The 1,568-nt window shown below is 30.9% G+C and carries 3 protein-coding genes; 2 read left to right on the top strand and 1 reads right to left on the bottom strand.

What is annotated here, in order from left to right; all coding sequences use genetic code 11:
- Positions 1–135 precede the first annotated feature (135 nt).
- Positions 136–549, top strand: a complete 414-nt coding sequence (locus tag HNQ03_RS15995) for a hypothetical protein (protein ID WP_173780695.1) — start codon at positions 136–138, stop codon at positions 547–549.
- A 4-nt stretch (positions 550–553) separates the two neighbouring features.
- Positions 554–961, top strand: coding sequence for a hypothetical protein (locus tag HNQ03_RS15990; protein ID WP_173780694.1), 408 nt, complete (start codon positions 554–556; stop codon positions 959–961).
- 226 nt (positions 962–1,187) lie between these two features.
- Here HNQ03_RS15990 and HNQ03_RS15985 read toward each other — a convergent pair.
- A partial coding sequence (locus tag HNQ03_RS15985; RefSeq protein ID WP_226927538.1) for a transposase occupies positions 1,188–1,568 on the bottom strand: 381 nt, incomplete at its 5' end.

The raw sequence follows: 1,568 nt of genomic DNA, 5'->3' as shown, positions 1-1,568 counted from the left end.
ATCATTAAATATACGAAAATAGAAGCGAATTATTAAAATTATTTCCCTATTTTTGAATATAATAAACGAAGGTTTTTTCACAGACTGACGTTGTATGCAATTTCCAGAAAAAGTGTTAATAATAAGAAAATAATTATGAAAAAAAGTCTATTACTTCTACTATTTATGACTATAATACTTTGTAAAGCACAAAGTTACGAGTACGAATATTCGACATCAATTAAATATAATTATTCGCTAAAGAGTTATGATAATGAAAAATCATACAGCAGGATGAAAATGGTTGCGAAAATTGATGAATTTAATAAAAGGATTGAATTAATTTACTACGGCGAAAGCACAGGTGAATCTGCGTCCCTTAACTTAAATATTGTTGAAAAAAGTGATCCTGATAAAACAAATTCTATAACTTACGTTTGCGAAGGCGTTAAAAGTAATTTAATTGACCAAGTAGTAATTACGAAAAACGACTATGGAAAAACATTGATAGTTATGGTCAAATGTAAAAATGGTATTTGCCCAAACGGTACTTTTAGTTTTAACAAATAAATTTATGAAAAAAAAATTCTCGCTCTTATTTATATTCTTTTGTATATTTTCATTTGCGCAGAAAATTCATTTTGAAAATGAATCCAAGTGGTTTATAAACGAATTTACAGGAAATGCAGAAATTATTGAAGGTTCAAATAGCAAAGTGAAAACAACTGTCACTCTTCATTTGGACAAAAAAATAATATTTGTTGAACGAGATGTTTTTAAGAATAATGCTTATTCACATTCAAGGGTAAATCAGTACAACATCATTGAAGTAATTGAACAAGAAAATAATCTGTTATTTAAAGTGGCAGATTTATTATACAGACAGTACGTAGAAATAATTTTAGCAAAGGATGACACATATTTAAGTATATCAACAAAATGTGATTCAAAAAATTGTCCAGAATTCGATGCTTATTATTAAAGAAACTGCATACAACAGCGGTTTTGCAATAGTGCGGGATTTTCGCCAAGTTTAAAAATTTTAGATATTCCGAGGTTTAGTTTATAATAGAAAGATTTGTAATTTTAATCCGCACCATCGCAAAGCCGCGAAACGTCAGGCTGTGAAAAAACTCAATTCCCACCTAATTATTCAATTTAATCAACCTTTCAAACCTTAATAAATGCGTTTTTAAGCAGGCTAATTTTTAGGCTGCAATTGATAATGTATTTTTTACATAAGGGAAAACCGGCTTAAAATAAGTCGTTTCAAGAACAAAACAAGACTTCGCTTTGTAAGGCGATTTCCAGTTTTTGAGTTTCGCAATTAAGTCCGGAACGCCCAGAATATTCATCGCTCGTTTGATGTTGTAAACCAGCATGATTAAGCTGTGTTCGCCGTTTACTTTCTCCAATCCCATTAAATTTGTGTGATTATATCCCCATTGTCGCTTGATTGTACCGAAGATGTGTTCATTAATCTCTTGCCTTTTCCGATACAATTGTGCGTTGGCTTTGTAGCGTTCATTATTTTCGGAAACTGCGTCTGCAAATTCGCTTCTATCAACCTCTCTTCCGCCTTTTCTACT

The organism is Frigoriflavimonas asaccharolytica (assembly GCF_013294015.1).
Lineage (GTDB): Bacteria > Bacteroidota > Bacteroidia > Flavobacteriales > Weeksellaceae > Frigoriflavimonas > Frigoriflavimonas asaccharolytica.
The sequence above is the reverse complement of the archived record's forward strand: the minus strand, read 5'-3'. Positions and strand labels throughout refer to the sequence as shown.